The organism is Streptomyces sp. NPDC037273 (assembly GCF_055603625.1).
The window spans coordinates 38247-63798 of record NZ_JBVJVO010000022.1 but is presented as its reverse complement, the minus strand read 5'-3'; the positions used below and the strand labels follow the sequence as shown (position 1 = coordinate 63798).

General features: G+C 72.7%; 25 protein-coding genes. 14 read left to right on the top strand and 11 right to left on the bottom strand.

Annotation, left to right across the window (positions count from 1 at the left end):
- Positions 1-72 precede the first annotated feature (72 nt).
- The 3 genes from ACZ7G1_RS36200 (at position 73) to recX (ending at position 2961) form a co-directional block, all read left to right on the top strand.
- A complete protein-coding gene (locus ACZ7G1_RS36200) occupies positions 73-981 on the top strand; it encodes an alpha/beta fold hydrolase (RefSeq protein ID WP_470880142.1) in 909 nt (302 codons plus the stop codon).
- 275 nt (positions 982-1256) lie between these two features.
- Positions 1257-2390 (top strand): recombinase RecA, encoded by a 1134-nt coding sequence (gene recA / locus ACZ7G1_RS36195; protein WP_470880143.1) that lies wholly within the window; start codon positions 1257-1259, stop codon positions 2388-2390.
- A 4-nt stretch (positions 2391-2394) separates the two neighbouring features.
- Positions 2395-2961 carry a recombination regulator RecX gene (gene recX, locus ACZ7G1_RS36190; protein ID WP_470880145.1) on the top strand — a complete coding sequence of 189 codons (567 nt, stop codon included), beginning with the start codon at positions 2395-2397 and terminating at the stop codon, positions 2959-2961.
- A 217-nt stretch (positions 2962-3178) separates the two neighbouring features.
- On the opposite strand, the gene ACZ7G1_RS36185 is transcribed toward recX, so the two are convergent.
- The 8 genes from ACZ7G1_RS36185 to ACZ7G1_RS36150 form a co-directional block, all read right to left on the bottom strand.
- A complete protein-coding gene (locus ACZ7G1_RS36185; protein ID WP_470880224.1) occupies positions 3179-3592 on the bottom strand; it encodes a rhodanese-like domain-containing protein in 414 nt (137 codons plus the stop codon).
- Between the two features lie 41 nt (positions 3593-3633).
- Entirely contained in the window at positions 3634-4188 is a 555-nt protein-coding gene (locus ACZ7G1_RS36180; RefSeq protein ID WP_470880147.1) for a cupin domain-containing protein, read from the bottom strand.
- A gap of 103 nt (positions 4189-4291) precedes the next feature.
- Positions 4292-4339 (bottom strand): hypothetical protein, encoded by a 48-nt coding sequence (locus ACZ7G1_RS36175; protein ID WP_309506048.1) that lies wholly within the window; start codon positions 4337-4339, stop codon positions 4292-4294.
- Between the two features lie 71 nt (positions 4340-4410).
- Positions 4411-6183, bottom strand: coding sequence for an FAD-dependent monooxygenase (locus ACZ7G1_RS36170; RefSeq protein WP_470880148.1), 1773 nt, complete (start codon positions 6181-6183; stop codon positions 4411-4413).
- 192 nt (positions 6184-6375) lie between these two features.
- Positions 6376-7266, bottom strand: a complete 891-nt coding sequence (locus ACZ7G1_RS36165) for an amino acid ABC transporter permease (protein ID WP_470880150.1) — start codon at positions 7264-7266, stop codon at positions 6376-6378.
- Positions 7263-7937, bottom strand: a complete 675-nt coding sequence (locus ACZ7G1_RS36160; protein WP_470880152.1) for an amino acid ABC transporter permease — start codon at positions 7935-7937, stop codon at positions 7263-7265. Before ACZ7G1_RS36160 ends, ACZ7G1_RS36165 begins: the two co-directional genes overlap by 4 nt.
- 123 nt (positions 7938-8060) lie before the next feature.
- A complete protein-coding gene (locus ACZ7G1_RS36155; RefSeq protein ID WP_470880153.1) occupies positions 8061-8882 on the bottom strand; it encodes a glutamate ABC transporter substrate-binding protein in 822 nt (273 codons plus the stop codon).
- Between the two features lie 53 nt (positions 8883-8935).
- Positions 8936-9733 (bottom strand): amino acid ABC transporter ATP-binding protein, encoded by a 798-nt coding sequence (locus ACZ7G1_RS36150; RefSeq protein WP_470880155.1) that lies wholly within the window; start codon positions 9731-9733, stop codon positions 8936-8938.
- A 273-nt stretch (positions 9734-10006) separates the two neighbouring features.
- Between ACZ7G1_RS36150 and ACZ7G1_RS36145 the strand changes: the two genes are divergently transcribed.
- Positions 10007-10711, top strand: a complete 705-nt coding sequence (locus ACZ7G1_RS36145) for a response regulator transcription factor (RefSeq protein ID WP_470880157.1) — start codon at positions 10007-10009, stop codon at positions 10709-10711.
- Positions 10712-10736: 25 nt separating this feature from the next.
- The gene (locus ACZ7G1_RS36140; RefSeq protein ID WP_470880159.1) at positions 10737-12161 is read left to right on the top strand and encodes a sensor histidine kinase; all 1425 of its coding nucleotides are present in this window, start codon (positions 10737-10739) and stop codon (positions 12159-12161) included.
- Here the strand turns inward: ACZ7G1_RS36140 and ACZ7G1_RS36135 are convergent.
- Positions 12140-13138 carry a TAXI family TRAP transporter solute-binding subunit gene (locus ACZ7G1_RS36135; RefSeq protein ID WP_470880161.1) on the bottom strand — a complete coding sequence of 333 codons (999 nt, stop codon included), beginning with the start codon at positions 13136-13138 and terminating at the stop codon, positions 12140-12142. The genes ACZ7G1_RS36140 and ACZ7G1_RS36135 overlap by 22 nt on opposite strands.
- A 308-nt stretch (positions 13139-13446) precedes the next feature.
- Between ACZ7G1_RS36135 and miaB the strand changes: the two genes are divergently transcribed.
- The 3 genes from miaB (at position 13447) to ACZ7G1_RS36120 (ending at position 16148) form a co-directional block, all read left to right on the top strand.
- Positions 13447-14976, top strand: coding sequence for a tRNA (N6-isopentenyl adenosine(37)-C2)-methylthiotransferase MiaB (gene miaB, locus ACZ7G1_RS36130; RefSeq protein WP_470880163.1), 1530 nt, complete (start codon positions 13447-13449; stop codon positions 14974-14976).
- 67 nt (positions 14977-15043) lie between these two features.
- On the top strand, positions 15044-15355 hold the full coding sequence (locus ACZ7G1_RS36125; RefSeq protein ID WP_470880164.1) for a hypothetical protein: 312 nt from the start codon (positions 15044-15046) through the stop codon (positions 15353-15355).
- 40 nt (positions 15356-15395) lie between these two features.
- Positions 15396-16148 (top strand): class III extradiol dioxygenase subunit B-like domain-containing protein, encoded by a 753-nt coding sequence (locus ACZ7G1_RS36120; protein WP_470880166.1) that lies wholly within the window; start codon positions 15396-15398, stop codon positions 16146-16148.
- Positions 16149-16245: 97 nt separating this feature from the next.
- Here the strand turns inward: ACZ7G1_RS36120 and ACZ7G1_RS36115 are convergent, their stop codons facing one another.
- Complete coding sequence (locus tag ACZ7G1_RS36115) at positions 16246-16503, bottom strand: antitoxin (protein ID WP_470880168.1); 258 nt, start codon at positions 16501-16503, stop codon at positions 16246-16248.
- Positions 16504-16572: 69 nt separating this feature from the next.
- Positions 16573-16857 (bottom strand): hypothetical protein, encoded by a 285-nt coding sequence (locus ACZ7G1_RS36110; protein WP_470880170.1) that lies wholly within the window; start codon positions 16855-16857, stop codon positions 16573-16575.
- 140 nt (positions 16858-16997) lie between these two features.
- On the opposite strand from ACZ7G1_RS36110, the gene miaA reads away from it, so the two are divergent.
- The 6 genes from miaA (at position 16998) to hflX (ending at position 25487) form a co-directional block, all read left to right on the top strand.
- Positions 16998-17936, top strand: coding sequence for a tRNA (adenosine(37)-N6)-dimethylallyltransferase MiaA (gene miaA / locus ACZ7G1_RS36105; protein WP_470880171.1), 939 nt, complete (start codon positions 16998-17000; stop codon positions 17934-17936).
- Positions 17937-18044: 108 nt separating this feature from the next.
- Positions 18045-18557 (top strand): hypothetical protein, encoded by a 513-nt coding sequence (locus ACZ7G1_RS36100; RefSeq protein WP_470880226.1) that lies wholly within the window; start codon positions 18045-18047, stop codon positions 18555-18557.
- Positions 18558-18632: 75 nt separating this feature from the next.
- Positions 18633-19541, top strand: coding sequence for a diaminopimelate epimerase (gene dapF / locus ACZ7G1_RS36095; RefSeq protein ID WP_470880173.1), 909 nt, complete (start codon positions 18633-18635; stop codon positions 19539-19541).
- A 140-nt stretch (positions 19542-19681) separates the two neighbouring features.
- Entirely contained in the window at positions 19682-22201 is a 2520-nt protein-coding gene (locus ACZ7G1_RS36090) for a RelA/SpoT family protein (protein WP_470880175.1), read from the top strand.
- A gap of 147 nt (positions 22202-22348) precedes the next feature.
- The gene (locus tag ACZ7G1_RS36085) at positions 22349-23839 is read left to right on the top strand and encodes a M1 family metallopeptidase (protein ID WP_470880176.1); all 1491 of its coding nucleotides are present in this window, start codon (positions 22349-22351) and stop codon (positions 23837-23839) included.
- Positions 23840-23993: 154 nt separating this feature from the next.
- Positions 23994-25487: a GTPase HflX gene (gene hflX, locus ACZ7G1_RS36080; protein ID WP_470880178.1), complete on the top strand. Its 1494-nt coding sequence runs from the start codon at positions 23994-23996 to the stop codon at positions 25485-25487.
- Positions 25488-25552 lie beyond the last annotated feature (65 nt).

Sequence of the window (25552 nt, the reverse complement as noted above, 5' to 3'; positions counted from 1 at the left end):
AGCGTCGGGCGCCGGAGTGGGCGACGTTCAGGGGGCGTCCGGGGACGTCCGGGCGCCGGGGGTGGAGGCGGGATGTCCGAGGGCGACGTGGGCGAGAGTGGCCGGGCCGAGCGCGGCGTGGCCGAGAGGGACGTGGAGCTGGCCGACGGGCGGTGGCTGCACGTCTACGACACCGGGGACGGCGGCTCAGGCGAGGGGCTCGTCGTCTTCTGGCATCACGGGACGCCGAACATCGGCGCGCCGCCCGAGCCGCTGTTCCCGGTCGCGGCTCGGCTCGGGATCCGCTGGGTCTCGTACGACCGCCCCGGCTACGGGGGATCGAGCCCCCGGCCCGGTCGGGACGTCGCGTCCGCCGCGGACGACGTGCGCGCGGTCGCGGACGCGCTGGGCATCAACAGGTTCGCGGTCATGGGGCATTCCGGCGGCGGCCCGCACGCGCTCGCGTGCGCGGCCCTGCTGCCGGAACGGGTCCTCGGCGCGGTCGCGGCGGCCGGTCTGGCTCCCTACGGCGCCGAAGGGCTCGACTGGTTCGGGGGAATGACGGCGTCCGGCGCGGCGGCCCTGCGCGCGGCGGCACAAGGCCGGGCGGCGAAGGAGGCGTACGAGGCGTCCGCCGCGTACGACCCGGAGATGTTCACCCCGGCCGACCACGAGGCGCTCGCCGGCCCGTGGTCCTGGTTCGGGGACGTCGTCGGGCCGGCCATGGCGTCGGGACCCGGCGGGCTGATCGACGACGACCTGGCGTACGTCGCCCCCTGGGGCTTCGACCCCGCCCGGATCGGCGTGCCGGTGCTCCTGACGCACGGCGACCAGGACCGTGTCGTGCCCGCCTCGCACGGCCGCTGGCTGGCCCGCCGCTGCCCGACGGCGGAACTGCGGCCGCGCCCGGCCGACGGGCACATCTCGGTGCTCGCGGGCGGACCGGAGGCGCTGGAGTGGCTCGTGCGGGTCGCCCGGCGGCGTGCGGTGATGCGGGGCTGAGCCGAGGGGGTGCGCGGCCGGGCGACGGCTCACCGGCGGCGTTCCGGAAGCGGCGGGAGAGCCGTGGGAACGTCCTCGGACGGGGCTCGCGGGGTGGGCGTGGCGCGCTTGACACTGAAATCGAACATCCATTCTCATGGAAGTCCGGCCCTTGGAAACACTGGGTTGTCGACGAGTTGTCCACAGGTCGGAGGGGACGTCGGGGCCCATTGTCAGTGGCAGGGGTTAGCGTCTTTCACATGAAGCGATCGACTCAAGCAAACCGGGTGGAACCCATGGCAGGAACCGACCGCGAGAAGGCGCTCGACGCCGCGCTCGCACAGATTGAACGCCAATTCGGCAAGGGCGCAGTGATGCGCATGGGTGACCGTACCCAGGAGCCGATCGAGGTGATCTCCACCGGATCGACCGCGCTCGACATCGCGCTCGGCGTCGGCGGTCTGCCCCGCGGCCGTGTCGTGGAGATCTACGGCCCGGAGTCCTCCGGTAAGACGACCCTGACGCTGCACGCCGTGGCCAACGCGCAGAAGGCCGGCGGCCAGGTCGCCTTCGTGGACGCCGAGCACGCGCTCGACCCCGAGTACGCCAAGAAGCTCGGCGTCGACATCGACAACCTCATCCTGTCCCAGCCGGACAACGGCGAGCAGGCCCTCGAGATCGTCGACATGCTGGTCCGCTCCGGCGCCCTCGACCTGATCGTCATCGACTCCGTCGCCGCGCTCGTCCCGCGTGCGGAGATCGAGGGCGAGATGGGCGACTCGCACGTCGGTCTCCAGGCCCGACTGATGAGCCAGGCCCTCCGGAAGATCACCAGCGCGCTCAACCAGTCCAAGACCACCGCGATCTTCATCAACCAGCTCCGCGAGAAGATCGGCGTGATGTTCGGCTCCCCGGAGACCACGACCGGTGGCCGCGCGCTGAAGTTCTACGCCTCGGTGCGTCTCGACATCCGCCGCATCGAGACCCTCAAGGACGGCACGGACGCGGTCGGCAACCGCACCCGCGTCAAGGTCGTCAAGAACAAGGTCGCGCCGCCCTTCAAGCAGGCCGAGTTCGACATCCTCTACGGCCAGGGCATCAGCCGCGAGGGCGGCCTGATCGACATGGGCGTGGAGCACGGCTTCGTCCGCAAGGCCGGCGCCTGGTACACGTACGAGGGCGACCAGCTCGGCCAGGGCAAGGAGAACGCCCGCAACTTCCTGAAGGACAACCCCGACCTCGCCGACGAGATCGAGAAGAAGATCAAGGAGAAGCTGGGCGTCGGCGTCCGGCCCGACGCCGCCAAGAGCGACGCGGCGACGGACGCGGCGGGAGCCGCGGACGCGGCCGGCGCGGACGACGCCAAGACCGTCCCGGCACCTGCGACCAAGACCGCGAAGGCGACCAAGGCCACCGCGGTCAAGAGCTGAACCGGTGACCGGTCGCACCGAATGGCCGGGTGACAGCCCCGACTCGTCGAGGGCCGAGAAGGAGCTGTCACCCCAGGATCCGGCTGAGCGGGCGCGGGCGATCTGCCTGCGCCTGCTCACCGGGACCCCCCGCACGCGCAAGCAGCTCGCCGACGCGCTGCGCAAGCGGGAGATCCCCGACGAGGTGGCGGAGGAGATCCTCTCCCGCTTCGAGGACGTCGGACTGATCGACGACGCCGCCTTCGCGGGAGCGTGGGTGGAGTCCCGCCACCACGGCAGAGGCCTCGCGCGCCGCGCCCTCGCCCGGGAGCTGCGCACCAAGGGCGTCGAGCCCACCCTCATCCAGGAGGCGGTGGACCGGCTCGACTCCGAGCAGGAGGAGGCCACGGCGCGCGAGCTCGTCGCCCGCAAGCTGCGCGCCACGAGAGGCCTCGACCGCGACCGGCGGCTCCGCCGGCTCGCCGGGATGCTCGCCCGCAAGGGGTACCCCGAGGGCATGGCCCTCCGCGTCGTCCGCCAGGCGCTGGAGGCCGAGGGCGAAGACACGGACGGGCTGGACGAGCCCTACTGAGACCCTCCACGCCGCCGAGGGCCGGGCGGCGGGAGGCGGGAGGTACGGCGTCTCACGGACGGGTTGGGACGAGCCCTACGGGCACCCGTCCTGCCGCCGGGGACCCGGCGGCAGGAGGCATGGCGCCTCACGCATGGGCTGAGACGAGCCTTGGGTTGGGACGCGCCCTACGGACACCCTCCACGCCGCCGGAGGTCCGGCGGCGTGAGGTGGAGCGTCAGGGGTGGGTGGCGGGGGGAAGGACTGGGAGGCCGGCGGCTTTCCAGGCTTGGAAGCCGCCGATGAGGTCGGTGGCGCGGTGGAGGCCGAGGCGGTGGAGGGACTCGGCGGCGAGGGAGGAGGCGTAGCCCTCGTTGCAGAGGACGACGACCAGCAGGTCGTGGCTGGTCGCCTCCGGGAGGCGGTGGCTGCCGAGGGGGTCGAGGCGCCACTCCAGTTCGTTGCGCTCGACGATCAGCGCGCCCGGGATGAGACCGTCCCGGTCCCGCAGGGCCGCGTAGCGGGTGTCCACCAGGAGCGCGTCACCCGCCTCGTGCGCCTCGTGGGCGGCCCGGGCTTCGATCCGGTCGAGGCCGGACCTGACCTGCTCCAGGAGTTCGTCGATCCCCTGGGGTTCGCGTTCGTCGCTCACGTGCTTCTCCTCTCGTTCCTCGTCGACGGTCGTCCGCGCGGTCACTGCCAGTCCTCCGGGCGTTCGACCTGCTCGAGACGGAGCACCGCGCCCGTCCGGCTGAAGCGGCGGATGAGGGGGAGCGGCGGGTAGTAGGCGTGCACGGACACCGCGTGGGTGTCGGGGGACTCGTTGAGGACCTCGTGCACATGGTGGCGGCCGAAGGCCCGGCCCCGGTGCTCCGTCAGCCGGCGGGAGCGGTCGAGGCCGTCGGCCAGTTCCAGGGTCTTCCAGCCGCTCGCGGGCAGCCGGACGGCGAGCGCGTTCTCCGTCAGGGTGCCGCGCGCGGTGGCGAAAGCTCCGAGCGACTCGGCGTGGTCGTGCCAGCCGGTGCCGGTGCCGGGCGGCCAGCCGATGAGCCAGGCCTCGCTGCCGCCGGGGCCGTCGAGGCGTACCCACGTACGGCCTTCGGGGTCGAGCGGCAGCGAGTCGACCAGTTCCCGGTCGGCGGCCGTCCGGCGGACGAAGTCGAGCAGTTCGGCCGCGGTCGGCCCGCCGGCGGGCGTGCCGGGGGAGGAAGGGGTGGTGGGAGAGGGCGCGGAGGCGTGCAGGGACACGGGTGACCGTCCTGAGGTTCGCGAAGAGCGCGCGACGGCTCTCGGCACCGCGGACGTCGTCAGGGACGTCGGTGGCGGGGCGCGCGCGGGGAAGGGGGCGAGATCAGCAGGAGGGGCGACACACGCAGCCCGCGTAGCGGACGAGGTCCATGTGGACCCTCCGCCACAGGCGCGCATAGGTGTCGGTCACGCTCCGGAGTACACCATGCGCGCCCGCGGGAATCAACGCATGTCCGCCGTGCGGTCATCCGCGGCGGACACGGCGGCGGTTTCCTCGATGGCCTTTTTGGTGGCCTTCTCAGTGGCTTTCGCGCCGGCTTTCTCGGTGGTCTTCTCGGCCGTTTCCTCGGTGACCGTCCCGGAGGCTTCCTCGGTGGGCTCCTGGGCAGTGGGGGAGCCGCCGCGGGCCGCGTCCGCCGCCGCGTACAGCTCGTCGGGGAGGACGCCGGAGAAGGAGGCCACGAGATGGCCGTCGGGCCGTACGAGCAGGACGGCGTGGGCCGGCGCGCCCGGGTAGGCCTCGGTCACCAGGACCTCGGCCTTCGTCGGGAGGGCGTCGACGGCCTCTTCGAGCCGGGGCATCACACCCGCGCTGCGCCAGTGGCGGCGGTCCCACACCCCGGTGCCGGGCGCGACGAGGACGACGAGGAGCCGGCCCTGACCGAGGCGGTCCCGGAGCCGTACGGTCGTGCCGTCCGGGGCGGTCACGCGGACGTCCTCGACGGGGGCGCCCGGCGGGGTGCCGACCGGCGTCAGTCCGTCGGAGAGCGGAGGCGCGAGGGGGGAGTGCGGGTACGCGGGGGGCGCGCCGAGCGGGCCGCGCCCCACGTGACCCTCGGTCAGCAGGGCGTCGTGACCGCGCGTCGCACCGGGGAGGTAGGTCCGCAGGCCCCCGCCGCCGCGCAGCGCGGGAAGCGACTGGTCCGCCGCGCGCAGCCGGGAGGCGACGGCCGTCCGGCGTTCGCTCTGGTAGCTGTCGAGGAGCCGGTCCGGGGCGCTGTTGTGCCAGGTCAGGGCCAGTTTCCAGGCGAGGTTGTCGACATCGCGGAACCCCTCGTCGAGGCCCTGCGTGCCGACCGCGCCGAGCAGGTGTGCCGCGTCCCCGGCGAGCAGGACCCGGTCGACCCGCCAGCGGCGGGCGAGCCGGTGGTGCAGGGTGTGCACGCCGGTGTCGATGAGCTCGTACGGGGGTGTCATGCCGTCGCACCAGCCGGCGAGGGTCTCCCTGATCCGGGCGACCAGCGCGTCCGGGGTGACCAGGTCACCGCGCGGCGGGAGCAGCCAGTCGATCCGCCAGACGCCGTCGGGCAGCGGGCGGGCGGTGATCTCGTCCGGGGCTCCCCGCCACGGCGGCTGGCGGTGCATCAGGGCTTCGCCGGGCCAGGGGAGTTCGGTGCGCAGGGCGGCGACGGCGTGCCGTTCCACGGCCGTTCGGCCCGGGAAGCGGATGCCGAGCAGTTTGCGTACGGTCGACCGGGCCCCGTCGCAGCCGACGAGGTGGCTGCCGCGCCACCAGGTGCCCTCGGGGCCGCGGGTGTGGGCGGTGACGCCGTCGCGGTCCTGCTCGATGGTGTCGAGCCGGGAGTCGGTGACGAGACGGATCAGCTTCTCGCGGCCGATGGCGTCGCGCAGACCGCGCGCGAGGGCGTGCTGGGGGATGTGCAGCGGGGCGGCCGGAGCGGCGGGCGCGTCCGGGTCCTCGGCCCACTCCTCCGTACCGCTGAGTCCCAGGTCGAGCGGGAGGTGGCGGACCAGCCGGCCGCGGCGCATGCTGCGCCAGCCGACCCAGCGGACTCCCTCGTCACGGAGGGTGGTGCAGCCCAGGCGTTCGACCATCGCGGCCATGTCGGCGCGCAGCAGGACGCTGCGGGCGGGGCGGGGTTCGTCCTTGCCGGGGCCCTCGTCGAGGACGATGCTGGGCACGCTCTGCGCGGCGAGCGCGAGCGAGAGCGCGAGGCCGACCGGCCCGGCGCCCACGATGATCACCGGGTCCACGGCGCGGCTCCTGAAGGCCGGACGGTCATGGGGGCAGCACAGCTGAGTGTGGCACGAGCCCGGTGGTTGATCACAGACCGTATGCAACCCACTGAGGGTGCTTGCGTCAAGCGACGGGGTGGGCGCGGTGCGGTCGACATCTCGTCAGTACCGCTCCGGCCCACCCCTGTCGTACCGGTGGCCCCTTCGGGGTCAGGCGTCGCTGGCGGCCTTCGTCTTGGCCTCGGCGGCTCCGGCCTGGGCCGGGAGGGTGACCGTGACCGACCTCTTGCCCCGCCGCAGGCGCCGTTCGAGGCGGCCCGCGAAGCTGGTGAGGGCGAAGTTGATGACGATGTAGATGAGCGCGATGACCGTGAGCGTGGCGATGGTGTTGGCGCCGTAGTTGGCCGTGATCTGCCGGTTCTGGCTGAGGAGTTCGGCGAAGCCGAGCATGGCGCCGCCGAGCGCGGTGTCCTTGACGATCACGACGAGCTGGCTGACCAGGGCGGGCAGCATGACGGTCACGGCCTGCGGGAGCAGGACGTACAGCATGGTCTGGCCCTTGCGCATGCCGAGCGCGACGGCCGCGTCGCCCTGGCCGCGGGGCAGCGAGAGCACGCCGGCCCGGACGACCTCGGCGATGACCGAGGCGTTGTAGAGCACCAGGCCGGTGACGACCGCGTACAGCGGGCGGAAGTCCGAGCTGACGGTGGTGAACTCCCGGTAGGCCTGGTTGGCGAACATCATCAGGAGCAGTACCGGGATGGCGCGGAAGAACTCCACGAGCGCGCCCACCGGCACGCGCACCCAGCGGTAGTCGGAGAGCCGGCCGATGCCGAGGAGGGCGCCGAGCGGCAGCGCGATCACGATGGAGAGCGCGGCGGCCTTGAGGGTCTCCGTCAGGCCGGGCAGCAGGTACGTCGTCCAGACCTCGGAGTCGGTGACGAACGGGGTCCACTTCTCGGCGGCCAGCTGGTTCTTGTCGGCCAGGGCGGTGAGCACCCACCAGGCCACCAGGCCGAGGGCCGCCAGGAAGACGATCGTGTAGAGGACGTTCCGCCGCTTGGCGCGCGGGCCGGGGGTGTCGTACAGGACGGAGCTCATCGCTTCACCGCCAGTCGCTTGGCCGCCCAGCCCAGGATCAGGCCGGTGGGGAGGGTGAGGGCGATGAAGCCGAAGGCGAAGACCCCGAAGACCGTGAAGAGCGCGTCCGGCTCGTTCTCGATCATGCCCTTCATCAGGAACGCGGCGTCGGCGGCGCCGATCGCGGCCGCCACGGTGGTGTTCTTGGTGAGGGCGATCAGGACGTTGGCGAGCGGCGTGATCGCCGCGCGGAAGGCCTGCGGGAGGACCACCAGGGTGAGTACCTGGGTGAAGCTGAGGCCGAGCGCGCGGGCGGCCTCGGCCTGGCCCGGCGGGACGGTGTTGATGCCCGAGCGCAGCGCCTCGCAGACGAAGGTGCCGGTGTACGCGACGAGGCCGAGGACGGCGAGCCGGAAGCCGATCCCCTCGGAGCGTTCTCCGCCGAGCGTGATGAGCAGGGTCTGGTTGAGGCCGAGGAGGCAGGCGACGAGGACGACCGTCAGCGGAGTGTTCCGGACGACGTTCACGTACGCGGTGCCGAAGGCGCGCATCAGCGGGACCGGGCTGACGCGCATGGAGACCAGGGCCGTGCCCCAGATCAGCGAGCCGATCGCCGAGTAGAGGGCGAGCTGCGCCGTCACCCAGAAGGCGCCGAGCAGGTCGTACTGCCCGGAATCAAGAAAGTCGAACACGATGCCCGCGCTCTCCCCTGGTGGTCGGTCGGTGGGACGGCCGGTGCGTGGGCAGCGGCCGGTGCCGGTGCGACGGCCGCCGCCCCTCGCGGGAGGCGGCCGTCACGGCCGGTGCGGGTCAGGTCAGTTCTCGACCTTCGGCGCGGCCTCGTACTTGTAGCCGGAGGGGCCGAAGTGCTGCTTGACGAGCTTCTCCCAGGTGCCGTCGGAGACCATCTTCTCCAGCGCCTTGTTGATCTTGCCGCGCAGCTCGTCGTCGCCCTTCTTGACGCCGATGCCGTACTTCTCGTCGCTCATCCGGAGGCCGGCGAGCTTGAACTTGCCCTGGTGCTCCTTCTGCGAGGCGTAGCCCGCGAGGATGGAGTCGTCGGTGGTCAGGGCGTCGACGGCCTTGTTCTCCAGGCCGGTGAGGCACTCGGAGTAGCCGCCGAGCTGCTGGAGGTCGGCCTTCGGGGCCAGCTTCTCCTTGACGTTCTGCGCGGAGGTCGAGCCGGTGACCGAGCAGAGCTTCTTGGAGTTGAGGTCGTCGACCTTGGTGATCGAGGCGTCGTCGGCGCGCACGAGCAGGTCCTGGTGGGCCAGGAAGTACGGGCCGGCGAAGTCGACCTCCTTCTTGCGCTTCTCGTTGATCGAGTAGCTGGCGACGACGAACTTGACGTCACCGTTCTTGATCAGGTTCTCGCGCTCGGCGCTCGGCGCCTGCTTGAAGTTGATCTTGTCCTCGGCGTAGCCGAGCTCCTTGGCGACGTAGCGGGCGACGTCGACGTCGAAGCCCGCGTACGTGCCGTCCGGGGTCTTCAGGCCCAGGCCGGGCTGGTCGAACTTGATGCCGACGGTGATCTTGTCACCGTTGCTGCCCGAGTCGGAGCCGCTGCCACAGGCGGTGGCGGTCAGCGCGAGGACGACGGCGGCCGCGGCGGCGGCGGAGGCGGTGCGAAGCTTCATGGTCGAAAGTCCCTTGAGTAGGCGTGAGTTGGGAAGCGTAGATCCGAACTCGCTCAGTGGTGAAGGATCTTGGAGAGGAAGTCCTTGGCGCGGTCGCTGCGCGGGTTGCTGAAGAACTCCTCGGGCGCCGCCTGCTCGACGATGCGGCCGTCGGCCATGAAGACGACCCGGTTGGCGGCGGAGCGGGCGAAGCCCATCTCGTGGGTGACGACCACCATCGTCATGCCGTCCCTGGCCAGTTGCTGCATGACCTCGAGGACCTCGTTGATCATCTCCGGGTCGAGCGCGGAGGTCGGCTCGTCGAAGAGCATCACCTTCGGGTCCATGGCGAGCGCGCGGGCGATCGCCACGCGCTGCTGCTGACCACCGGAGAGCTGCGCGGGGTACTTGTCCGCCTGGGTGCCGACGCCGACCCGGTCGAGAAGGGTGCGGGCCTTGGCCTCGGCGGCCTTCTTCTCCGTCTTGCGGACCTTGATCTGGCCCAGCATCACGTTCTCGAGCACCGTCTTGTGCGCGAAGAGGTTGAAGGACTGGAAGACCATGCCGACGTCGGAACGCAGCCGGGCGAGCTCCCTGCCCTCCGCCGGAAGCGCCTTGCCGTCGATGGTGATGGTGCCGGAGTCGATGCTCTCCAGCCGGTTGATCGTGCGGCACAGCGTCGACTTGCCGGACCCGGACGGTCCGATGACGACCACGACCTCGCCGCGCGTGATCGTCAGATCGATGTCCTGGAGGACATGCAGTGCGCCGAAGTGCTTGTTCACGCCGGACAGTACGACCAGGTCGTCCGCGGCGCGCGGGGTGTCCTCAGGCCCCCTGGGCGCTGATTCAGACACTGACTCTCCGCTCATCGGCCTCTTGCTCCGTCCTCCTCGGTTGGGGAGGACACTAGAGACCGGATGTGACGACCGTCATCACATCTGAGCGGAAATTGAGGATAACGATCCGGCTGCTGCCGGACACAGTGCGTGAACACCCCGGCCTTTGCCGTACCGGGTGCATAACGGAAACGGCGGCGAAACAGGGGGACACTTGACTGTGGCACCCATGTTCGGTGTTCATGCCCTGGTACCACCTGGTACACAGAGACCCGCCATCGAGAGATCACCACGGAGGAGGTACGCATGCGACTGCTGCTCGTCGAGGACGACGACCACGTCGCCGCAGCCCTCTCCGCGATCCTCGCGAAGCACGGCTTCACGGTCACCCACGCCCGCAACGGCGAGGAGGCCATGCAGGCCGTCCTGCCCACCGCGCAGGGCGAGCGCCCCTCGTACGGGGTGATCCTGCTCGACCTCGGCCTCCCCGACCAGGACGGCTACCAGGTCTGCGGCCGCATCCGGAAGCTCACCGCCACCCCGGTGATCATGGTCACCGCGCGGGGCGACGTCCGCTCCCGGATCCACGGGCTCAACCTCGGCGCCGACGACTACGTCGTCAAGCCCTACGACCCCGGCGAACTCCTCGCCCGCATCCACGCCGTCAGCCGGCGCAACGCCGGACCCGAGGAGTCGGCGGGACCCGCCGACGGCACCCAGCTGCGCCTCGGCTCCGTCACCATCGAACTGCCCACCCGCCGCGTCAGCGTCGACGGCGAGGCCGTGCCCCTCACCCGCAAGGAGTTCGACCTGCTCGCCCTCCTCGCGCAGCGCCCCGGGGTCGTCTTCCGCCGCGAGCAGATCATCAGCGAGGTCTGGCGCACCAGTTGGGAGGGGACCGGCCGCACCCTGGAGGTGCACGTCGCCTCCCTGCGCTCCAAGCTGCGGATGCCCGCGCTGATCGAGACCGTGCGGGGCGTCGGCTACCGGCTCGTCACCCCCGCCGCGTAACCCCTGACCCCCGGACCCCCGACCCGTGCGCACCAGACTCCTCCCGCTCCTCATCATCCTGATGGCCGGCGTGCTCCTCGCCCTCGGCTTCCCGCTCGCCGCCAGCCTCGCCGCCTCCGAACAGCAGCGGGTCGTCGTCGACCGGCTCGACGACGCCGCCCGCTTCGCCGCCCTCGCCCAGTTCGTCAGCGAGAGCAGCCCCAGCACCGACGAGCGGCGCACCACCCTCAGCGGTGAACTCGCCAGCTACCACGACGTGTACGGCATCCGGGCCGGGATCTTCTACCGCGACGACCGCTCCATGGCCGCCGCCCCCGAGGACTGGGTCGTGCCGGACACCGGCGAGGGCAGGCGCGCCTTCAACGAGGCCCTCCTCGGCCGGCGCAGCCACGACCCGTCGCAGGTCTGGCCCTGGCAGGGGCACGCGCGGCTCACCATCGCCTCCCCGGTCGTCCGTGACGGCGACGTCGTCGCCGTCGTCGTCACCGACTCGCCCACCGGCCAGCTCCGGCTGCGCATCCTGCGCGGCTGGCTGGTCATCTTCGTCGGCGAGGCCGCCGCGATGCTCCTCGCGGTCGGCGCCGCCGTCCGGCTCACCGGCTGGGTGCTCAGGCCGGTGCGCGTCCTCGACTCCGCCACCCACGACATCGCCACCGGACAGATGAACTCCCGGGTCGCCGAGGCAGGCGGACCTCCCGAACTGCGGCGCCTCGCCCGCTCGTTCAACGAGATGGCCGACAACGTCGAGGAAGCGCTCGAACAGCAGCGGGCCTTCGTCGCCGACGCCTCGCACCAGCTGCGGAACCCGCTCGCCGCCCTGCTCCTGCGCATCGAGCTGCTCGCCCTCGAACTCCCCGAGGGAAACGAGGAGATCGCCTCCGTACGCACCGAGGGCAAGCGCCTCGCCCAGGTCCTCGACGACCTCCTCGACCTGGCGCTCGCCGAGCACGCCGCGGCCGAACTGCGGCTCACCGACGTCGGCGCGCTCACCGACGAACGCGTGGCGTCCTGGCGGCCGGTCGCCGAGGACAAGGGCGTCCTGCTCTCCGGGGCATGCGCGGCGGTCACCGGCTGGGCCGATCCCGTGGCCCTCTCCAGCGCCCTCGACGCGGTGATCGACAACGCCCTGAAGTTCACCCCCGCCGGGGAGGAGGTCGCGGTCTCGGTCGCGCTCTCCCCGGGCGGCGAGAGCGTCGACATCGTCGTCGCGGACCGGGGACCCGGTCTCACCGAGGACGAGCTGTCCCGGGTCGGCGACCGCTTCTGGCGCTCGGGCCGTCACCAGAACATCAAGGGCTCCGGCCTCGGCCTCTCCATCACCCGCGTCCTGCTCACGGCCGGAGGCGGCGGCATCGCCTTCGCCCCGAACGAGCCCCACGGCCTCCGGGTGACGGTCACCGTCCCCCGGCACGCACCCCGTGCGAGCGGTCAGGGCTTCACGGAGCGGTAGTAGCGCCGGGCGCCCTCGTGCAGGGTCAGCGGCTCCGTATAGACGGCGGTACGGAGATCCACCAGCTGCGCCGGGTGCACCCGGGCGCCGATCCGGTCGCGGCTGCGGATCACCGTACGGGTGAAGCCCTCGACCAGGTCCGCGTCGGCCCGGTCCGTGGTGACCAGGAGGTTCGCCACCGCCAGCGTCTCGACCGGCCGGCCGTCCTGCGCCTTCGCGTACGCGTCGGGGGGGATCACCGCCGACCGGTAGTGGCGGGTCGACGCACCGACGTCGTGCAGCCGGTCGACCAGCCGCGCGTCCAGCGGGATCAGCCGGATCAGGAACCGCTCGGACAGGCTCTGCACCGCCGACGTGGGCAGACCGCCCGACCAGAAGAACGCGTCGAGCTCCCCCCGCTCCAGGAGATCGGGCATGGTGTCGATGCCCGCCGCGACCGGCTCGATGCCGGAGAGGGGCGTGATCCCCGCCGCCGCGAGCACCCGGTCGGCGATCAGCCGCACCCCGGACCCGTCCTGCCCGACGCCGACCCGCAGACCCTTCAGGTCCCGCACGCTCCGGACCGGGGAACTCCTCGGCACCACGAGCTGGACGTAGTCGTCGTAAAGACGGGCGCACCCCCGCAGCCGCTCGAAGCCGGGCCGCCGCTCGCGCTGGTACTGCGCCACCGCGTCGGCCGTGGCGATCGTGAAGTCCGCCTCGCCGGACGCCACCCGGGCCAGGTTCTGCTGCGAGCCCTCGCTGTCCGTGAGCCGTATCGACACCTCGGGCAGGTCCTGGGCCAGCGCGTCCTTGAGCAGCAGCCCGTACCGCTGGTACACCCCGGTCGGCACGCCCGTGCTGAACGTCACCGAGCCGCTCGGCACCGGCGGCCCGAACGGGACGAGCCACCACACCAGCACCCCGCACACCGCGAGCAGCGCGGCCGACACCGCCAGGACACGGCGGCGGGCGGCACGGGAGAGCGAGGCGAACATGCCCGCGATCCTGCCAGCCGACCACCCCTCCTGACCAGGCTCGGCAGGCCCCGTACGACCCCGGGCGCGCTCCGCCGAAGCGGTGAGCGGCCCCGTCCACGGGTGCCGCGCCGTGTGTCGCGCCGGGGCGCCGGAGTCCTGGCGGCTAGCGTCGGGATGCGCTCGGTGATCTTGGACCGTCCCCTGTCCGCCCCTGGCGTCTCTCACCGGGCGCGCCCTCGGGCCTGCCCTCGGCCCCGACGGCAGGTCGTGCCCCCTCGTGCGCACTCCGAGCGGAGGCGGCTTCCGGACCGCCTACCCTTGGACGCATGACGAGCAGCAGCGACCGGAGCACCGCAGTGAGCGTTGACGGCACCAAGACCTACGAGATCCGCACCTACGGGTGCCAGATGAACGTCCACGACTCCGAGCGGCTCTCCGGTCTGCTGGAAGATGCGGGTTACGTCCGGGCCCCGAAGGGTGCCGACGGCGACGCCGACGTCGTCGTCTTCAACACCTGCGCGGTCCGCGAGAACGCCGACAACAAGCTGTACGGCAACCTCGGCCGGCTCGCCCCGATGAAGACCACGCGGCCCGGCATGCAGATCGCCGTCGGCGGCTGCCTGGCCCAGAAGGACCGCGACACCATCGTCAAGAAGGCCCCCTGGGTCGACGTCGTCTTCGGCACGCACAACATCGGCAAGCTGCCGGTCCTCCTGGAGCGCGCCCGCGTCCAGGAAGAGGCCCAGATCGAGATCGCCGAGTCCCTGGAGGCCTTCCCCTCCACGCTCCCGACCCGCCGCGAGTCCGCCTACGCCGCCTGGGTCTCGATCTCCGTCGGCTGCAACAACACCTGTACGTTCTGCATCGTCCCGGCCCTGCGCGGCAAGGAGGAGGACCGCCGCCCCGGCGACATCCTCGCCGAGATCGAGGCCCTCGTCGCCGAGGGCGTCTCCGAGATCACCCTGCTCGGCCAGAACGTCAACGCGTACGGCTCCGACCTGGGCGACCGCGAGGCCTTCTCCAAGCTGCTGCGCGCCTGCGGCCAGATCGAGGGCCTGGAGCGGGTCCGCTTCACCTCGCCGCACCCGCGCGACTTCACCGACGACGTGATCGCGGCGATGGCCGAGACGCCGAACGTCATGCCGCAGCTGCACATGCCGCTGCAGTCCGGCTCGGACACGATCCTCAAGGCGATGCGCCGCTCGTACCGGCAGGAGCGTTTCCTCGGGATCATCGAGAAGGTCCGCGCGGCCATCCCGCACGCCGCCATCTCCACCGACATCATCGTGGGCTTCCCCGGCGAGACCGAGGAGGACTTCGAGCAGACCATGCACACCGTCCGCGAGGCCCGCTTCGCGAACGCCTTCACCTTCCAGTACTCCAAGCGCCCCGGGACCCCGGCCGCCGACATGGAGGGGCAGATCCCCAAGGACGTCGTGCAGGAGCGCTACATGCGCCTCGTCGCCCTCCAGGAGGAGATCTCCTGGGAGGAGAACAAGAAGCAGGTCGGCCGCACCCTGGACGTCATGGTCGCCGAGGGCGAGGGCCGCAAGGACGGCGCCACCGACCGCCTCTCGGGCCGTGCCCCCGACAACCGGCTCGTCCACTTCACCAAGCCCGACGAGGACGTGCGCCCCGGCGACGTGGTGACCGTCGAGATCACCTACGCCGCCCCGCACCACCTCCTCGCCGAGGGCCCGGTCGCGTCCGTCCGCCGCACCCGCGCCGGCGACGCCTGGGAGAAGCGCACCGCCGCGGCCGCCGCCAAGCCGGCCGGCGTCCTCCTCGGCCTCCCGAAGATCGGCGTCCCGGAGCCGCTCCCCGTCGCCGACGCCCCGGCCTGCGGCAGCCACTGACCGCGGCGAAGAGCCGACGCCGGCACGGAAACGCCGTGCCGGCACCCGTCAACACCTGGGGGGACCGATGGGCAGATGGGTCGTCATAGCGCAGTACGGGGCCGGTGAGTCCTACCGGACGGAGCTCGTCGCCCGGGTGACCGGCACCCGCGAGGACGCCCGCGAGGCCATGCGGGAGGCCACCCGGACCTGCCGGGCGCCCATGCGGGAGAAGTGGCGCGAGGTGTACCGCCTCGCCGGCGGCGACAGCTACCTCGTGATCGTCAAGGGGGCCGCGACCCTGAGCGAGGTCACGCTGAGCATCGGCGAGCTGGTCTACGACTCCGCCGACCCGGGCGTGGCGGCGGCCGCGAACGCCGAGGACACCGGCTCCGTGTGACGCCCCGGGGGACCGGCCTCCGGGCAGTAGGCTGCGGATCATGCTTGTCGCCGCAGCCGTCTGCCCCTGCCCGCCGCTCCTCGTGCCCGAGGTCGCCACCGGCGCCGCCCCCGAGCTGGACGCCGCGCGGACGGCCTGCGCCGACGCCGTCGGGCTGCTCGCCGCCGCCCGCCCCGACCGGCTGTACGTCATCGGCGCCGCGCCCGACGGCGGTCACGGCGTCTACCCGGCCGGCTCGACGGGCTCCTTCGCCGGCTTCGGCGTCGACCTCTCCGTACGACTCGGCGAGGACCGGTCGCCCGGTGCCGGGGGAGGCCCGGCTTCCGATGCCGGCGACGCCACGGCGAGCCGCCCCCTGCCCGCCTCCCTCGCCGTCGCCGCCTGGCTGCTCGGCCGGGCGGGCTGGGCCGACGCGCCGATCGAGGGTCTGGGCGTCGAGGAGACGGCCACGCCCGACGTCTGCGCCGGGCTCGGCCGCGGCCTCGCCGACTCGGCCGAACGGGTGGCCCTCCTGGTCATGGGCGACGGCAGCGCGTGCCGGACCGTGAAGGCGCCCGGCTATCTGGACGAGCGCGCCGAGGGCTTCGACGCGGCGGCGGCCCGCGCCCTGGGCACGGCCGACGTGGCCGCGCTGCTCGCCCTGGACACGGAGCTCGCGTACGAGCTGAAGGTGGCGGGGCGCGCCCCCTGGCAGGTCCTCGCGGGCGCCGCCGAGGGCGCCGGGCTCGACGGCCGGCTGCTCTTCGAGGACGCGCCGTACGGGGTGGGCTACTTCGTCGCGGCCTGGTCCTGACACGCGTACACCCGACACGGCGGACGGCCGCGGAGCGAGGTGCTCCGCGGCCGTCCGCCGTGCGAAGGGGGCGTGTCGGGGTGGGTGACGTCGGCCGTCAGGCGGCCGGCGGCGGGGTCGTGCCACCGCCCCCGGACGTGCCGTCGTCCTTGTGACCGATCCGGTCCAGGGCTTCCTTGGCCTTGCCCGTACCGGACTGGATCTTGTCGCTGTACTTGCCCTTGGTCTTCTCGTCGACCAGCTTCGCGGCCTTGTCCAGGCCGTGGTCGATCTTGTCCCCGTGCTGCTGCGCGAGGTCCGCGACCTTGTCCTTGGCCGGGCTCAGCTTGGACTTCAGCGAATCCAGGAAACCCATGGGGCACCTTCCCTCCGCGGACCCTCGGGAGGTCCGTGTTCCGTGTCCTGCCCCCAGGACCCCGGGGGCCTACTGACGGGCGCCTTCGCCCGCCTCGTTGTCCGCGGCGGCCTCGGCGGACTGCTGCTTCGGGATCTCCACGACCTCGGCGGCGACGGCCTCAGCCGCCTCCGCCCCGTCCGCGTCGACGTCCTCGGCGGCCTCGTCCTCCACCGGAGCCGTCAGGGCCTCCGCGTCCTTCGCGGCCTCGGACGCCTCGGTGGCGGAGTCCTCCGGAGCGACGGTCCCGGTCTCCTCCGGAGCGGCCTCGGCCACATCCTGCTTCTTCCGGCGAAACATTGCCAAAAGGCTCATATTCACTCCATAGCGTACTCGGGTGGGCGGGGCTCCGTGATGATCGACGGCCGGAACCTCGCAACAGGCAACGAAGCCCGGACGGGGCCCGTCACGTAGCTCATTCGGGGACGGGCCGGGAGGTTTGCGAGACTGGGGCGGTGAGAAGCGCAGCTCCCGCCCCGCGGGTCATCGCCGTCGTCGGTCCGACCGCGGCCGGAAAGTCCGATCTGGGTGTATTCCTGGCCCAGCAGCTCGACGGCGAGGTCGTCAACGCCGACTCGATGCAGCTCTACCGGGGGATGGACATCGGGACCGCCAAACTGACGCAGGAGGAGCGCGGCGGCGTGCCGCACCACCTCCTCGACATCTGGGACGTCACCGAGGCCGCCAGCGTCGCCGAGTACCAGCGGCTCGCCCGCGCCGAGATCGACCGGCTGCTCGCCGCCGGCCGCACCCCGGTCCTCGTCGGCGGTTCCGGACTGTACGTACGCGGGGCCGTCGACGCCCTGGAGTTCCCCGGCACCGACCCGGCCGTACGCGCGCGCCTGGAGGCCGAACTCGAGGAACGCGGCTCCGGCGTCCTGCACGCCAGGCTCGCCGACGCGGACCCCGACGCGGCCCGCGTGATCCTGCCCAGCAACGGCCGCCGCATCGTCCGCGCCCTCGAGGTGATCGAGATCACCGGCAAGCCCTTCACCGCCAACCTCCCGGGCCCCGACTCCGTCTACGACACCGTCCAGATCGGCGTCGACGTGGCCCGCCCCGAGCTCGACGAGCGGATCACCACCCGCGTCGACCGGATGTGGGAGGCCGGCCTGGTCGACGAGGTCCGCGACCTGGAGGCGCGGGGCCTGCGCGAGGGCCGTACCGCCGCCCGCGCCCTCGGCTACCAGCAGGTACTCGCCGCGCTCGCCGGGGAGTGCACCGAGGACGAGGCCCGGGCCGAGACCGTCCGCGCCACCAAGCGCTTCGCCCGCCGCCAGGACTCGTGGTTCCGCCGCGACCCGCGGGTCCACTGGCTCAGCGGGGCCGCCGATCACCGCGGGGAACTCCCGCGAGAGGCGCTGTCGTTGGTCGAACGAGCGGTTACAGCCTGATCACGTGATGGCATCGGGACGCCCTGCCCGTCATTCCGGCGGCCAGGAGCGTGCCATCATCGAGCATCGATCGACCAAGTGGAGTCCGAGTGGGGAGGGCGCGTGGCGATGGAGGCCGGCCCTCGCGACAGAGAACAGCACGACGCGGCCCTGGACGACCCGATGGCCGACGCCGCCGGTGACGCGCCGGGTCACCCGACGGACGACGCTCCGATCGGCGCCCCGGGGCTGACCCCCGACGGCCCCGACGACGCGGTCGGCAGCTCCGTCGAGGTCGACGCCGACGAGGTCGAGGTCGAACTCCGCCCCCAGCGCCGGCTGCGGATCTGGCAGCTCGCCCCGATCGTCGCCCTGGCCGCGCTCGGCTCGCTGATGTTCGCCTTCCCGCTCGCCTTCGGCTCGGGCGACGGCGGCGCCGTCGTCGCCATGCTCGGACTCCTCATCAGTTCCTGCGCGGCTGGCTGGGGCATGATGGCCGCCCGCAAGGTCGGCTACACCTGGCCGGGCCTGCCGCAGCGCGGCTCCGGCGAGCGCCCCGACTGGCGCGTCCTCGCCCTGTACGTGACGACGATCGCGGCCCTGGTCGCCCTCGCCGTCTGGCGCGTGGCCCGACTGCGCTGACCGTCCCGGGCGCGGCACCGACCGCCCCGTGGACGGACGGGCGGCCTGTCGGCGGCGGGCCGTACAGTTGATCGCGTGACCAGCACGCAGACCCCGCAGCTCCCCGCCCTCCGGTTCCTCAAGGGCCACGGCACCGAGAACGACTTCGTGATCGTCCCCGACGCGGAGAACGCCCTCGACCTGTCCCCGGCCGCCGTCGCGCGGCTCTGCGACCGCCGGGCCGGCATCGGCGCCGACGGCGTGCTGCACGTCGTGCGCAGCGCCGCCCACCCCGAGGCGCGGCACCTGGCCGACGAGGCCGAGTGGTTCATGGACTACCGCAACGCCGACGGCTCGGTCGCGGAGATGTGCGGCAACGGCGTCCGCGTCTTCGCCCGCTACCTGGAGCACGCGGGTCACGTCACCGCCGGCGAGGTGGCCGTCGCCACCCGGGGCGGGATCAAGCGCGTCCACCTCGACAAGGACGGCTCCGTCACCGTCGCCATGGGACGGGCGACCCTCCCCGACGCCGGGGTCACCGTCACCGTCGACGGCCGCAGCTGGCCCGCGCGGAACGTGAACATGGGTAACCCGCACGCGGTCGCCTTCGTCGAGGACCTCGACCACGCGGGCAACCTCTACACCGAGCCGCCGTACGAGCCGGCCGCCGTCTACCCGGACGGGGTGAACATCGAGTTCGTCGCCGACCGCGGCCCCCGTCACGTCGCCATGCGGGTCCACGAGCGCGGCGCCGCCGAGACCCGCTCCTGCGGAACCGGCGCCTGCGCCGTCGCCGTCGCCACCGCCCGCAGGGACGGCGCCGACCCGGCCGAGACCGGCACCCCCGTCACGTACACCGTCGACGTCCTCGGCGGGACCCTGGTCATCACCGAGCACCCCGACGGCAGCGTCGACATGACGGGCCCCGCCGTCATCGTCGCCGAGGGCGTCCTCGACCCGACCTGGTGGGCCACGCCCGCCGGAATCGAAACTGTCAACGACTGATTTGTCGCTCGAATGGGTGATCCGAATCACGCTGAGCGAGAGCGTGACTGCGCCACGTGGTGGGGTCGGTAGCATCAAGCACCGGCCCCCCGGGCACGTCTGGCCCGCCCACCGCCGGTCCATGTCGCCGGAGGTGCCCCATGAGCGCAGAGGCCACCAATCCCGTGAGCCAGGCGGAAGCCGCCGTCTCCGACCCGAACGTCCGCAGACGCGGACGGGCCCGGATCGACCTGCGCAGGATCGGGCGGGCCGCCCTGCTCGGCGCCACCGCGGGACCCGCGCCGCGTGACCGGCTGCCCGACGCGATCAGCCACGTGGCCGAGGCGCACCGGGCCCACCATCCCGACGCCGATCTGACGGTGCTGCGCCGGGCGTACGTCCTCGCCGAGTCCTCGCACCGCGGCCAGTTCCGCAAGAGCGGCGAGCCGTACATCACCCATCCGCTCGCGGTGACGCTGATCCTCGCCGAACTCGGCGCGGAGACCACCACCCTGACCGCCTCTCTTCTCCACGACACCGTGGAGGACACCGAGGTGACGCTGGACCAGGTGCGCCGCGAGTTCGGCGACGAGGTCGCGTACCTCGTCGACGGCGTCACCAAGGTGGAGAAGATCGACTACGGCGCCGCCGCCGAACCCGAGACCTTCCGCAAGATGCTCGTCGCCACCGGCAACGACGTCCGGGTCATGTCGATCAAACTCGCCGACCGGCTCCACAACATGCGCACCCTCGGCGTGATGCGGCCCGAGAAACAGGCCAGGATCGCCAAGGTCACCCGGGACGTCCTCATCCCGCTGGCCGAACGGCTCGGTGTCCAGGCGCTCAAGACCGAGCTGGAGGACCTCGTCTTCGCCATCCTCCACCCCGAGGAGTACGAGACCACCCGCGCGCTCATCGCCGACAACCCGCGGGCGGGCGACGCCCTCGGCGCCGTCGCCGAACAGGTCTCCGCCGTCCTGCGCGAGGCGGGCGTCGGCGCCGAAGTCCTGGTCCGTCCACGCCACTTCGTCTCCGTGCACCGGGTCCGCCTCAAGCGCGGGGAACTGCGCGGCTGCGACTTCGGCCGGCTGCTCGTCCTCGTCGCCGAGGACGCCGACTGTTACGCGGTCCTCGGCGAGCTCCACACCTGTTTCACCCCGGTGATCTCCGAGTTCAAGGACTTCATCGCGGCCCCCAAGTTCAACCTGTACCAGTCCCTGCACACCGCGATCGCCGCCCCCGACGGCGCCGTGGCCGAGGTCCTCATCCGGACCCACCGGATGCACAAGGTCGCCGAGGCCGGCGTCGTAGCCCTCGGCAATCCCCACGTCGGCCAGGAGCCCACCGACCAGCCGGACCCGGCCGCCCGGCCGGACGCCGGGGCACGGCCGCACGCCGGCGGTCGGTCGGACTCCGGTGGTCGGCCGCCTGCCGGTGGGCGGTCGGATGCCGATGGGCGGTCGGACTCCGGTGGCAGGTCGGATTCAGCTCGCCGGCCGCATGCCGGTGGGCAGCGAGACGCCGGCGGGCCGTCCGAGGCCGGCGGACAGCCGGGGGCCGATGGGCGGTCGGGGGCCGGTGGGCGTTCGGATTCCGGGGTGCGGCCGGACCCGGCCGACCGGTCGGATTCCGGTGGGTGGCCATACGGCGGTGGGCCGCGGCACGCCGGAGGGCACCCGGAAGCCGGTGGGCAGCCGGACACCGTCCTCCCGCCGGCTCCCGACCCGGCGGACACCGGCGCGGCCCGGGCCGAGGACGGGGAGCGCGTCGACCCCACCCGCCCCGGCTGGCTCTCCCGGCTCCTCGACTGGCAGCAGGCCGCGCCCGACCCCGACACCTTCTGGTCCTCGCTCCGTGCCGACCTCGCCGAGGACGACGAGATCACCGTCTTCCGCGCCGACGGCGGCACCCTGAAGCTCCCCGCCGGGGCCAGCTGCGTCGACGCCGCCTACGCCCAGCACGGCGAGGCCGCCCACGGCTGCCTCGGCGCCCGCGTCAACGGCCGTCTCGCGCCCCTCGGCACCGTCCTCGGCGACGGGGACACCGTCCAGCCGCTGCTGGCCCAGGACACCGTCTCGGGGCCGTCCCCCGAGTGGCTCGACCACGCCCGTACCCCCGCCGCCCGGATCGCGATCAGCGGCTGGCTCCAGGCCCACCCCGAGACCGCCGCGCCGCCCGCCGCGACCGACCCGCGGCCACAGGTCAGCGTCACCGCCGACCGCCGCTCGGGGGCCGAGCTGCACGCGGACCTGGAGGGCGAGCCGGTCACCGTACGCCCGGCGGGCTGCTGCACCCCCGTACCGCCCGACGAGATCACCGGCTTCCAGGTCCGCGGCGGATCGGTCACCGCCCACCGCGCGCGCTGCGCAGCCGTCGGCGCCATGCGCCGGCTCGGCCGGGAGCCCGTCACCGTCCGCTGGGGCGACACCGCCCAGGGCAGGGTCACCCTCGTCGCCGAGTCCTTCGGCCGGCCGGGACTCCTCGCCGACCTCACCGAGGCCATCGCCACCGCCGGCGCCGCCGTCGTCTCCGCGACCGTCGAACCGCCCAGCGAACAGCGCGTCCGCCACACCTACACCCTCCACCTCCCCGACGCCGCCGGCCTCCCCGCCCTCATGCGCGCCATGCGCGACGTCCCCGGGGTGTACGACGTGAGCCGCGCGCACCGCGGGGTCTCGTGACCCGGCGGGGCCGGCGGCGGGTGTAAACGCGGGCGGTGGTCGACGGTGAGCGTCTGACCCCTTCGAGTGGCGGGCGAGCGCGCCGCCCGGGGGAGCGGGGAGCGCACTGGTAGCGGTAGGGCCAGTCCTCCGGAAAGGCCCTGGCCCATGCCGCTCGTCCGTACCGCCCTGCCCCGCGCGCGGTGGCTCCGCTCCGCCGTCCTGGTCGCCGCCTCCGCCGGGCTCGTGGCCGCCGCGCTGCCCGCCCCGCCGCCGCTCGGCATCGGCGACCCGCTCTTCCCACACCTCGGCAACCCCGGCTACGACGTCCTCGCGTACCACCTGGACGTCACCTATCCGGGGGTGAACACCAAGCCGCTCGCCGCCGTGACCACGATCGACGCCCGCGCCACCGACGACCTGGAGCGGCTCAACCTGGACTTCACGCACGGCACGGTCTCCGCCGTCACCGTCGACGGCCTGCCCGCCGCGTACACGAGCAGCGGCGAGGACCTGGTCGTCACCCCCGCCGTGGCGATCGACGCGGGCGAGACGGTCGAGATCACCGTCACCCACACCAGCGACCCCGGTGGCCCCGCCGACACCGGCGGCTGGGTCCGCACCGGCGACGGCCTCGCCATGGCCAACCAGGCCGACGCCGCCCACCGGGTCTTCCCGTCCAACGACCACCCGGCCGACAAGGCGTTCTTCACCTTCCGCGTCACCGCCCCCAGCGACCTCACCGTCGTCGCCAACGGGCTCCCCGAGGGCCGCGCAGAACACGGCGCCACCACCACCTGGACGTACCGCACCCGCCACCCCATGGCCACGGAGCTCGCCCAGATCTCCATCGGGCGCTCCACCGTCGTGCACCGCGAGGGGCCGCACGGACTGCCCGTCCGGGACGTGGTGAACACCGCGGACCGGGAGCTGATGGAGCCCTGGCTCCGCAAGACCCCCGGGCACCTGGAGTGGATGGAGCGGCAGGTCGGCGCGTACCCCTTCGAGACGTACGGGGTGCTCGTCGCCGACGCAGACACGGGCTTCGAGCTGGAGACCCAGACCCTCTCGCTCTTCGAACGCGGCCTGTTCACCGAACCCGGCTACCCCGAGTGGTACGTCGACTCGATCATGGTCCACGAGCTGGCCCACCAGTGGTTCGGCGACAGCGTCTCCCCCCGCACTTGGTCCGACCTGTGGCTCAACGAGGGACACGCCAGCTGGTACGAGGCCCTGTACGCCGAGGAGACCGCCGGCAAGTCCATGGAACGGCGGATGAAGGCGGCCTACGCGGCCTCCGACGGCTGGCGCGCCGACGGCGGCCCGCCGGCCGCCCCCGAGCCCCCCTCGCCCGGCCACAAGATCAGCCTCTTCCGGCCCGTCGTCTACGACGGCAGCGCCCTCGTCCTCTACGCGCTCCGCCAGGAGATCGGCACCGACGCCTTCCGCCGCCTGGAGCGCCGCTGGGTCGCCGACCACAAGGACGGCACCGCCACCACCGCCGACTTCACCGCCCTGGCGGGCGAGATCGCCGGCCGCGACCTCACCGCCTTCTTCCGCGGCTGGCTGTACGCGGCGAAGACCCCGGCCATGCCCGGGCACCCGGACTGGCGCAGCCGCCCCGCCGAGGCCGTGCGAACCGCCCCGAAACCGCGGTGACGGGCCCGGCGGGCCGCTAAACCGGGGTGACGGGCCCGGCCGGGCCGTGCCACCATCTTCAGGTCGGCGGCGCGGCCGGCGCCGGGAATCTTCCGGCGCCCCCACGCGTTGCCACGGACACAGACCCATCGCTTTCATTCGACGTAAGGATCCAATGACCTCCTCTTCTTCCCCTTCCCAGGACGAGCAGAGCTTCGCGGAGACGAGCCGTACCGAGAGCCTTCGGGCCGATGCCCTGATGGAAGAGGACGTCGCCTGGAGCCACGAGATCGACGGAGAGCGGGACGGCGACCAGTTCGACCGCTCCGAGCGTGCGGCGCTGCGCCGTGTCGCCGGCCTCTCCACCGAGCTCGAGGACGTCACCGAGGTCGAGTACCGCCAGCTGCGCCTGGAGCGCGTCGTGCTGGTCGGTGTGTGGACCTCGGGGACCGTGCAGGACGCGGAGAACTCCCTCGCGGAGCTCGCCGCGCTCGCCGAGACGGCGGGCGCCCTCGTGCTCGACGGCGTGATCCAGCGCCGCGACAAGCCGGACCCGGCCACCTTCATCGGCTCGGGCAAGGCGCGCGAACTGCGCGACATCGTGGTCGAGACCGGTGCCGACACCGTCGTCTGCGACGGCGAGCTCAGCCCCGGCCAGCTCATCGCCCTCGAAGACGTCGTCAAGGTCAAGGTGGTCGACCGGACCGCCCTCATCCTCGACATCTTCGCCCAGCACGCCAAGTCCCGAGAGGGCAAGGCCCAGGTCGCGCTCGCGCAGATGCAGTACATGCTGCCGCGACTGCGCGGCTGGGGTCAGTCGCTCTCCCGGCAGATGGGTGGCGGCGGCGGTGGCGGCATGGCCACCCGTGGTCCCGGTGAGACCAAGATCGAGACCGACCGGCGCCGCATCCGCGAGAAGATGGCGAAGATGCGCCGGGAGATCGCGGAGATGAAGACCGGCCGCGACATCAAGCGGCAGGAGCGCCGCCGCAACAAGGTGCCGTCGGTCGCCATCGCCGGATACACCAACGCCGGCAAGTCCTCCCTGCTCAACCGGCTCACCGGCGCGGGCGTGCTGGTGGAGAACGCGCTGTTCGCCACCCTCGACCCGACCGTGCGCCGGGCCGAGACGCCCACCGGCCGGGTCTACACCCTGGCCGACACGGTCGGCTTCGTCCGGCACCTGCCGCACCACCTCGTCGAGGCGTTCCGCTCCACCATGGAGGAGGTCGCCGAGTCCGACCTCATCCTGCACGTGGTGGACGGCTCGCACCCGGCGCCGGAGGAGCAGCTGGCCGCCGTGCGCGAGGTCTTCCGGGACGTCGGCGCGATGGACGTGCCGGAGATCGTCATCATCAACAAGGCGGACGCGGCGGACCCGCTGGTGCTCCAGCGCCTGCTGCGGGCGGAGCGGCACTCCCTCGTCGTCTCGGCCCGTTCGGGCCAGGGCATCGAGGAGCTGCTCGCGCTCATCGACTCCGAACTGCCGCGCCCGCAGGTCGGACTCGAGGTCCTCGTGCCGTACACGCACGGCGGTCTCGTCTCCCGGGTGCACGCCGAGGGCGAGGTGGAGTCCGAGGAGCACACCCCCGAGGGCACCCTGCTCAAGGCCCGGGTGCACGAGGAACTGGCGGCGCTGCTCGCGCCGTTCGTCCCCGCCGCGCACTGACGCACGACGCACGCACCGCAGCACAAGAAGGCACTGCCCCTCTCCCGTCCGGGGAGAGGGGCAGT

Bases quoted from the DNA above. Each gene is read 5' to 3' on its own strand.
- ACZ7G1_RS36200 (WP_470880142.1), top strand. From the start codon at position 73: ATGTCCGAGGGCGACGTGGGCGAGAGTGGCCGGGCCGAGCGCGGCGTG.
- recA (WP_470880143.1), top strand. From the start codon at position 1,257: ATGGCAGGAACCGACCGCGAGAAGGCGCTCGACGCCGCGCTCGCACAG.
- ACZ7G1_RS36165 (WP_470880150.1), bottom strand. From the start codon at position 7,266: ATGAGCTCCGTCCTGTACGACACCCCCGGCCCGCGCGCCAAGCGGCGG.
- ACZ7G1_RS36155 (WP_470880153.1), bottom strand. From the start codon at position 8,882: ATGAAGCTTCGCACCGCCTCCGCCGCCGCCGCGGCCGCCGTCGTCCTC.
- ACZ7G1_RS36150 (WP_470880155.1), bottom strand. From the start codon at position 9,733: ATGAGCGGAGAGTCAGTGTCTGAATCAGCGCCCAGGGGGCCTGAGGAC.
- ACZ7G1_RS36145 (WP_470880157.1), top strand. From the start codon at position 10,007: ATGCGACTGCTGCTCGTCGAGGACGACGACCACGTCGCCGCAGCCCTC.
- ACZ7G1_RS36135 (WP_470880161.1), bottom strand. From the start codon at position 13,138: ATGTTCGCCTCGCTCTCCCGTGCCGCCCGCCGCCGTGTCCTGGCGGTG.
- miaB (WP_470880163.1), top strand. From the start codon at position 13,447: ATGACGAGCAGCAGCGACCGGAGCACCGCAGTGAGCGTTGACGGCACC.
- ACZ7G1_RS36125 (WP_470880164.1), top strand. From the start codon at position 15,044: ATGGGCAGATGGGTCGTCATAGCGCAGTACGGGGCCGGTGAGTCCTAC.
- ACZ7G1_RS36120 (WP_470880166.1), top strand. From the start codon at position 15,396: ATGCTTGTCGCCGCAGCCGTCTGCCCCTGCCCGCCGCTCCTCGTGCCC.
- ACZ7G1_RS36115 (WP_470880168.1), bottom strand. From the start codon at position 16,503: ATGGGTTTCCTGGATTCGCTGAAGTCCAAGCTGAGCCCGGCCAAGGAC.
- ACZ7G1_RS36110 (WP_470880170.1), bottom strand. From the start codon at position 16,857: ATGAGCCTTTTGGCAATGTTTCGCCGGAAGAAGCAGGATGTGGCCGAG.
- ACZ7G1_RS36100 (WP_470880226.1), top strand. From the start codon at position 18,045: ATGGAGGCCGGCCCTCGCGACAGAGAACAGCACGACGCGGCCCTGGAC.
- ACZ7G1_RS36090 (WP_470880175.1), top strand. From the start codon at position 19,682: ATGAGCGCAGAGGCCACCAATCCCGTGAGCCAGGCGGAAGCCGCCGTC.
- ACZ7G1_RS36085 (WP_470880176.1), top strand. From the start codon at position 22,349: ATGCCGCTCGTCCGTACCGCCCTGCCCCGCGCGCGGTGGCTCCGCTCC.
- hflX (WP_470880178.1), top strand. From the start codon at position 23,994: ATGACCTCCTCTTCTTCCCCTTCCCAGGACGAGCAGAGCTTCGCGGAG.